The sequence below is a fragment of the Stenotrophomonas sp. CASM106 genome, assembly GCF_049384825.1.
Taxonomy (GTDB): domain Bacteria; phylum Pseudomonadota; class Gammaproteobacteria; order Xanthomonadales; family Xanthomonadaceae; genus Stenotrophomonas; species Stenotrophomonas muris.
Genome location: NZ_JBMRFS010000018.1, coordinates 21,848 through 29,747, shown reverse-complemented (window position 1 = coordinate 29,747; position 7,900 = coordinate 21,848). Strand labels below are relative to the sequence as shown.

Below are 7,900 nucleotides of genomic sequence, written 5' to 3'. Positions count from 1 at the left end.
GTTGCGGGAGCGTCCGCGGCATGGATGCCGCGGCCAAGCCCCCATGGATGGGTTTACGGCGCCTCCCGCAACCGGACCCACCCCGCCTACCCACAGGAACCCGCTTTTGCTGTTGCTTCGGCTCTTGCCGTGGACGTGGCCTCTGCAGGTGCAGGGCGCAGCCCTGCCGATAAACCCCTCCTGCGACGGTTCGTCGCACGGGCAACCCTGGACCCGGCTCTACACTAGCGGGATGACCCGGCTGTCCCGCCCGCAGCGCCTTCTGCTCCAGCTTGCCGTCCTGGCGACGCTGCTGATGGTGCTTGCGCCGCTGGTCAGCCGCGCGCTGCATGCGCAGCCGATGGACCACGCTGCGATGGCCGGCATGGACCACGCGCACATGCAGCATGATGGTGCCGTAGCGGACCAGAGCCCCTTGCCCGGGCACACGGATCCGACCCCACCGGCCGATCCCCACGCCATGCACGGCGAAGCCTGCGAATACTGCGTGCTGGCGATGCGCCTGCTGCCGTGGCTGGCCGTGCTGGTGCTGCTGTTGCCGCTGTTGTGGCGGCCGCGGCTGGTGTTCCCCTGGTCGCGGCAGGTGCTGCCCGCGCTGTGCTGGCCGGCGCATGCCGCGCGTGGGCCGCCGCCTTTCTCCATCGTTCGCTGATGTCCCTGTCGAATCTGCCGCACGACGCCTGACCGGGCGCCGTGCGCGCGTGCGTACCTTGGAGCTGTTCCGATGAAAATGACTTCCCGCCCCGCGGGCGCCTGTGCGCGCCTGCCGGTTGCCCTTGGCCTGGCCGTAGCTGCAACGCTCGCCCATGCCGCGCCCGCCGAAGAGGCGCGTACCCTCGACACCCTGGTGGTCATCGCTGCCGCACCGTCCTCGCCACTGCACTGGGTGACCGACCCACGCCTGCCGCGGCAGCCGGTACCCGCCAGTGATGGCGCCGATTACCTGAAGACCGTTCCCGGTTTCTCCGCCATCCGCAACGGCGGCACCAACGGTGACCCGGTGCTGCGCGGCATGTTCGGTTCGCGCCTGAACATCCTCAGCAATGACGGCAACCTGATCGGTGCCTGCCCGTCGCGCATGGACAATCCGCTGTCCTACATCGCGCCGGAGAGCTTCGACCGGCTGACCATCATCAAGGGCCCGCAGAGCGTGCGCTGGGGCGCAGGTGCCTCGGCTGGCACCGTACGCTTCGAGCGCGATACACCGCGCTTCGAAGAGCCGGGCCTGCGTGCCGATGCCAGTGCGCTGGTCGGTTCGCGCAACCGCAACGACCAGGTGCTGGACCTGACCCTGGGCAACCCGACCGGCTATGTGCGCGCCAGTGGCAACCGTTCCGAAGCCGATGACTACAAGGACGGCCACGGCGATGTGGTGCCATCGAAGTGGCGCAAGTGGAACGGTGACGTGGCGATCGGCTGGACGCCGGATGCCGACACGCTGCTGGAAATTTCTGCCGGTGCCGGAGATGCGATCGCACGCTATGCGGGACGCGGCATGGACGGGGCCGCGTTCGAACGCACCAGCTATGCCGCGCGCTTCGAGAAGCGCAACCTGCCGGGTGCGTGGGACACGGTGCAGGCCAACGTGTACTACAACGAGGCCGATCACGTGATGGACAACTACACGCTGCGTGCGCCGAACCCGAACAGCACGATGCCGATGCCGATGGCTTCGAACGTGGATCGCCGTACCCAGGGCGGCCGGGTCAGTTCCGAGTGGCGCTGGCAGGACGTGCAGCTGGTGGCGGGCGTGGACGGCGAAGACAGCCGCCATCGTGGGCGCATGGGCATGGGCCGCGGCACCTATCGCCAGGTGGCGTGGGAGACCGATGCCCACTTCCGCCGCTATGGCGTGTTCACCGAGTTGACCCTCGGCGCCGGCACCGATCAGCGTTGGATCAGCGGCCTGCGCATCGATCGCGCCAGCGTGCGCGACGAGCGGCAGTCGCTCCGCAGAATGATGGGCAACATGCCCAATCCGACTGCGGGCCAGCGTCGCAAGGAATGGCTCGGCAGTGGCTTCCTGCGCTACGAGCAGGACCTGGCCGACGGCCTGACCTGGTACGCCGGCCTCGGCCACAGTGAACGCATGCCCGACTACTGGGAGCTGTTCTCGCCCGACCACGGCCCGGCCGATGCGGTGAACGCGTTTGCCGGCATCCAGCCCGAGCGCACCACCCAGCTCGACGCTGGCCTGCAGTACAAGGGACCGCGCGTGCAGGCCTGGGTCTCGGCGTACGCCGGGCAGATCCAGGACTACATCCTGTTCACCTACCACCGCAGCGGCGCGATGGGGATGAGCCAGGCCAGCAACGTCGATGCGCGCATCGCCGGTGCCGAGGCGGGGCTGGAAGTGAGCGTGGCCGAACAGTGGAAGCTGGGTGGCACGCTGGCCTATGCCTGGGGCGAGAACCGCGACCAGCAGCGTCCGCTGCCGCAGATGCCGCCGCTGGAAGCGCGCCTGAGTGCGAACTGGGAAGGCCAGCGCTGGAGCGCCGGTGCGCTGCTGCGCGCGGTGACCCACCAGCACCGTGTCGCAGATGGCCAGGGCAACGTGGTCGCACAGGATCTCGGGCCGAGCGCGGGCTTTGCCACCTTCGCGCTCAACGCGGCGTACCGTTTCGGTTCGCAGCTGCAGCTCAGCGCAGGCGTCGACAACCTGTTCGACCGCGCCTACAGCGAGCACCTGAACCTGGCCGGCAGCGCCGACTTCGGCTTCCCGGCCGACCCGGTGCGCATCAACGAGCCGGGGCGCAGCGTGTGGATGAAGCTGAACTACCGGTATTGATCCGCCGGGTGTAAAAAAAAACGGGGCCGGATCCCCGCCAGGATCCGTCCCCGCCCGACGCCCTCCGTCGGGCAGCTTCGACTCTACGATGACTGACCCGGTGGTGCACGACGGGATACACCCCGATACACGCCGACACTGCCCATGGCAGCCTTGCACGGAATGGGTTCAAGGCGCTATCGCAGCCCTGGTTCCACGCCGGTAAACGCTTGGCACATACCGCTTTCAGGGGCACTTGCCTACACTCGGCGGCCGTGGATCAATTTGGACCGTTCATGTTGGCTCGTATCGCTTCGACCCTGGCCCTTGGCCTCAGCCTGGCCGTGCTGGCCGGGTGCGCAGGCAAACAGGAGGCCGCCGCGCGTCGGCAGGGAGAAGCGGTGCCGGTCACTGCGCAGGTCGTGCAGTCCCGTCAGTGGAGCGACACCCTGCAGGCGCTTGGCACGGCCAAGGCGCGCGAATCGATCAGCGTGACCGCCAAGGTCAGCGAGATCGTCGAGAAAGTGCATTTCGAAAGCGGCCAGCACATTGCTGCCGGTGCGCCGATCGTGACCCTTCGTGGGCAGGCCCAGGAGGCCGCGCTGGTGCAGGCGCAGGCGACCTTCCATGAAGCCGATCAGCTGTACAAGCGCCAGCGCGAGCTTGCCGCCCAGCGGCTGGTGTCCAGCGCCACGCTGGATACGCAGAAGTCGATCCGCGATGCCGCCGAAGCGCGCGTGATGCAGATGCAGGCAGACATCGGTGATCGCCGCGTGCGCGCGCCGTTCGCCGGCGTGCTCGGCATCCGCCAGGTCAGCCCTGGCTCGCTGGTGACCCCGACCACGGTCATCGCCACGCTCGATGACATCGAGCACATGCACATCGATTTCCAGGTGCCTGAAGTGGAACTGGCTGCGCTGGGCGTCGGTGACAAGGTCAGCGCCACCAGCGTGGCCTGGCCGGGCCGCACCTTCGAGGGCGTGGTCAGCACCATTGATGCGCGCATCGACCCGGCCACCCGTGCCGTGACCGTGCGCGCCGACTTTGCCAACGGCGACCATGCGCTGCGTCCTGGCATGCTGCTGGACGTGCGCCTGTTCCGCCCCGAGCGCCCGGCGCTGGTGATTCCGGAAATCGCCGTGGTGCAGGTCGGTCGCGATACCTTCGTGTACCGCATCAAGGCTGACGACAGCGTCGAGCGTGTGGACGTGGTGACCGGCGCGCGCCGTGCCGGCGTGGTCGAGATCAGGCAGGGTCTGGAAGCGGGCCAGCGCATCGTGGTCGATGGCACCGGCAAGCTGCGTCCGGGCCTGAAGGTTGCCGCCAAGGACGCAGCGCCCGCCAGTGGTGCAAAGCCCGCTGAAGACGCTGCGCCGGCCGCGGCCGAGGGCCACGGCGGATGAAGCTGTCCGACATCTCCATCCAGCGGCCGGTGTTCGCCGTGGTGATGAGCCTGTTGCTGCTGGTGCTGGGCGTGATGTCCTTCACCCGCCTGACCCTGCGCGAACTGCCGGCCATCGACCCGCCGATCGTCTCGGTCTCGGTGGACTACACCGGCGCCTCGGCGGCGGTCATTGAAAGCCGCATCACCCAGGTGCTGGAAGATGCGCTGGCCGGCATCGAAGGCATCGATACGATCAATGCGCGCAGCACCAACGGCCGCTCGCAGGTCAGCATCGAGTTCACCTCCAACCGCGATATCGAAGCGGCGGCCAACGACGTGCGCGATGCGGTCAGCCGCGTGGCCGACCGCATGCCGGAAGAGGCGCGGCCACCGGAGATCGCCAAGGTCGAAAGCGATGCCGACCCCATCATCTGGTTCAACATGGTCTCCTCGACCATGGACACGCTGGAGCTGAGCGACTACGCCGACCGTTACGTGGTCGATCGCTTTTCCAGCCTCGATGGCGTGGCCCAGGTCCGCATCGGCGGCCGCCAGCGCTATGCGATGCGGATCTGGCTGGACCGGGACCAGCTGGCCGCACGCGGGCTGACCACCGGCGACGTGGAAACCGCGCTGCGCAACGAGAACGTGGAGCTGCCGGCCGGCCGCATCGAGTCGACCGACCGTGATTTCACCCTGCGCGTGGAGCGCAACTACATCAAGCCCGAAGACTTCGCGACCATCCCGCTGGGCAAGGGCCGCGACGGTTACGTGGTGCGCATGGGCGACGTGGCGAAGATCGAGCTGGCCTCGGCCGAACGCCGCGCGTACTACCGCAGCAACGGCGAACCGGGCATCGGCTTGGGCATCGTCAAGACCTCCACGGCCAACTCGCTGGACGTGGCGCGTACCGCGCGCGCTGAAGCCGAGCGGGTGGCGCTGACCCTGCCCAAGGGCACGCAGATCTTCGTCGCCTTCGACAACACCACCTTCATCGAAGCGGCGGTGGACCGCGTCTACGCCACGCTGGTGGAAGCGATGATCCTGGTGCTGGCGGTGATCTGGCTGTTCCTCGGCAGTTTCCGCGCCGCGTTGATCCCGGCGGTGACGGTGCCGGTCTGCCTGGTCGCGGCGTTCATCGCGCTGTATGCGTTCGATTTCTCGATCAACCTGCTGACCCTGCTGGCGCTGGTGCTGTGCATCGGCCTGGTGGTGGACGATGCGATCGTGGTGGTGGAGAACGTGCAGCGCCGCATCGACCTGGGTGAGCCACCGCTGGTGGCCTCCAAGCGCGGCACCGCGCAGGTCGCCTTCGCGGTGATCGCCACCACCGCCGTGCTGGTGGCAGTGTTCCTGCCGGTCGGCTTCCTGGAAGGCAACACCGGGCGCCTGTTCCGCGAACTGGCAGTGGCGCTGGCCGCCGCCGTGGCGTTGTCCGCGTTCGTGGCGCTCACACTGACGCCGATGATGGCCTCCAAGCTGCTCAAGCCGCACACCGGGCAGGCGCCACGTGGCCTGCACGGCTTCATCAACCGCAACCTGGAACGCCTCGCGGGTGCCTATGGGCGGGTGCTCGATCACCACGTCGACCGCACCTGGATCTACCTGCTGGTGATGCTGGCCGCGCTGGTCGCCAGCTGGGGCCTGCTCAAGCTGCTGCCCTCGGAACTGGCGCCGGCCGAAGACCGCGGTTCGTTCCAGATCATGATCGACGGCCCGGAAGGTGCCGGCTACGACTACACCGTGCAGCAGGTGCAGCAGGTGGAGGCGCTGCTGGCCCCGCATGTCGGCCCGGACAAGCCGATCGTGCGTGCCAACCCGCGCGTGCCCGGTGGCTTCGGTGCCAGCGAGGAAATGCACACCGGCCGCGTCAGCATCTTCCTGCAGCCGTGGCGCCAGCGCAGCGAGGCCACGCCGGACGTGGCCAACGAACTGCAGAAGGAACTGGACACCATCCGCGGCGTGCGTGTGCGTACCCAGGTCGGTGGCGGCCTGGTGCGCAGCGGCGGGCAGCCGTTCCAGATCGTGCTGGGTGGGCCGGAGTACGCGGAGATCGCGCAGTGGCGCGACCGCATCCTGCTGCGCATGGCCGACAACCCCGGCCTGGTCGGCCCCGACTCGGACTACAAGGAAACCCGGCCGCAGATGCGGGTCAACATCGACCGCCAGCGTGCGGCCGATCTCGGCGTGCCGGTCACCGCGATCGGTTCGGCGCTGGAAACCATGATGGGCTCGCGCCGCGTCACCACCTTCGTCGACAATGGCGAGGAGTACGACGTGCTGGTGCAGGCCGGACGTGACGGTCGCGCCAGCCCGGCCGACCTGGCCGCGATCCGCGTGCGCGCCACCTCTGGCGAGCTGGTGCCGCTGTCCAACCTGGTCACGTTGAGCGAAGTGGCCGAGGCCGGCACCCTGAACCGCTTCAACCGCCTGCGCTCGATTACCATCAGTGCCGGCCTGGCGCCGGGCTATCCGCTGGGCGAGGCCATTGCCTGGGCGCAGAACGTGGCCCAGGAAGAGCTGCCGCAGTACGCGCAGGTGAACTGGAAGGGTGAATCGCGCGAGTACCAGAGCGCCGGTGGCGCCGTGCTGCTCACTTTCGCCATGGCCCTGCTGGTGGTCTACCTGGTGCTGGCCGCGCAGTTCGAGAGCTTCATCCACCCGCTCACCATCATGCTGACCGTGCCGCTGGGCGTGCTCGGCGCGCTGGTCGGGTTGTGGGTGAGTGGCGGTACGGTGAACCTGTTCAGCCAGATCGGCATCGTGATGCTGGTTGGCCTGGCCGCGAAGAACGGCATCCTCATCGTCGAATTCGCCAACCAGCTGCGCGACGATGGGCGCAGCGTGCGCGAGGCGATCATTGAATCGGCGATGGTGCGCCTGCGCCCGATCCTGATGACCTCGATCGCCACCGTGGTCGGCGCCATTCCGCTGGTGGTGGCCGGTGGTCCCGGTTCGGCCAGCCGTGGCACGATCGGCATCGTGATCATCTTCGGTGTGACCCTCTCGACCTTCCTGTCGCTGTTCGTGGTGCCGGCGTTCTACGCGCGGCTTGCCCCGTACACCCGTTCGCCGGAAGCGGTGAAGCGCGAGCTGGAGAAGCAGGAAGCGGAATCGCCGTCGGTGGGCGGCCATGCCTGACCGGCACAACGACGGGATCGGGTCCCTCGCTGACGGGGTCGGACCCCTTTCCCAAAGGGAAAGGGCTCTGCCCCCACTTCGAGGCGACGGCTTCCAGCTGCGCCCCTGGCGCCCGGATGATCTGGAATCGCTGCTGCGCCACGCCAACGATCCCGAGGTGTCGCGCGGCCTGCGCGACCGTTTCCCGTACCCGTACACGCGCACCGATGGCGAGGCCTTCCTCGCCGGCCGCGTGCTGGCCCCCGGAACCCTGAACCTGGCCATCGAGATAGACGGCCAGGCCTGCGGCAGCGTCGCTGCCCAGCAGGGCATGGCCGAGCGTGGGCACACCGCCGAACTGGGCTACTGGCTGGGCCAGGCCTATTGGGGGCAGGGCGTGATGACCCGTGTGGTCGGGCTGTTCGCACCGTGGGTGATGGACGAGCTGCGCCTGTTCAGGCTGCAGGCCACGGTCGTCGACTTCAACCTTGGCTCGGCGCGGGTGCTGGAGAAGAACGGCTTCCAGGAGGAGGGCGTGGAGCGCTGCGCGGTCTACAAGCGCGGCGTGCTGCACGACCTTCGCCGTTTCGCCCGGGTACGCACCCAGCTGCCGTGAACACGCGGGCTGG

The 7,900-nt window shown here is 68.3% G+C and carries 5 protein-coding genes; all 5 read left to right on the top strand.

Features of this window, described 5'->3' with window-relative positions; genetic code table 11:
• The first annotated feature begins 232 nt into the window (after positions 1-232).
• Positions 233-652, top strand: a complete 420-nt coding sequence (locus VG556_RS22070) for a DUF2946 family protein (protein ID WP_100450539.1) — start codon at positions 233-235, stop codon at positions 650-652.
• 72 nt (positions 653-724) lie between these two features.
• Positions 725-2,788 carry a TonB-dependent copper receptor gene (locus VG556_RS22065; RefSeq protein ID WP_100450538.1) on the top strand — a complete coding sequence of 688 codons (2,064 nt, stop codon included), beginning with the start codon at positions 725-727 and terminating at the stop codon, positions 2,786-2,788.
• A 275-nt stretch (positions 2,789-3,063) separates the two neighbouring features.
• Positions 3,064-4,170, top strand: coding sequence for an efflux RND transporter periplasmic adaptor subunit (locus VG556_RS22060; protein WP_032957171.1), 1,107 nt, complete (start codon positions 3,064-3,066; stop codon positions 4,168-4,170).
• Positions 4,167-7,292: an efflux RND transporter permease subunit gene (locus tag VG556_RS22055; RefSeq protein ID WP_111144194.1), complete on the top strand. Its 3,126-nt coding sequence runs from the start codon at positions 4,167-4,169 to the stop codon at positions 7,290-7,292. The genes VG556_RS22060 and VG556_RS22055 overlap by 4 nt, the downstream gene beginning before the upstream one ends.
• A complete protein-coding gene (locus VG556_RS22050) occupies positions 7,285-7,887 on the top strand; it encodes a GNAT family N-acetyltransferase (protein ID WP_100450536.1) in 603 nt (200 codons plus the stop codon). Before VG556_RS22055 ends, VG556_RS22050 begins: the two co-directional genes overlap by 8 nt.
• Positions 7,888-7,900 lie beyond the last annotated feature (13 nt).

What these genes read in the sequence shown, in the direction of transcription:
- VG556_RS22070 (WP_100450539.1), top strand. Translation starts at nt 233, where the DNA reads ATGACCCGGCTGTCCCGCCCGCAGCGCCTTCTGCTCCAGCTTGCCGTC.
- VG556_RS22065 (WP_100450538.1), top strand. Translation starts at nt 725, where the DNA reads ATGAAAATGACTTCCCGCCCCGCGGGCGCCTGTGCGCGCCTGCCGGTT.
- VG556_RS22060 (WP_032957171.1), top strand. Translation starts at nt 3,064, where the DNA reads ATGTTGGCTCGTATCGCTTCGACCCTGGCCCTTGGCCTCAGCCTGGCC.
- VG556_RS22055 (WP_111144194.1), top strand. Translation starts at nt 4,167, where the DNA reads ATGAAGCTGTCCGACATCTCCATCCAGCGGCCGGTGTTCGCCGTGGTG.
- VG556_RS22050 (WP_100450536.1), top strand. Translation starts at nt 7,285, where the DNA reads ATGCCTGACCGGCACAACGACGGGATCGGGTCCCTCGCTGACGGGGTC.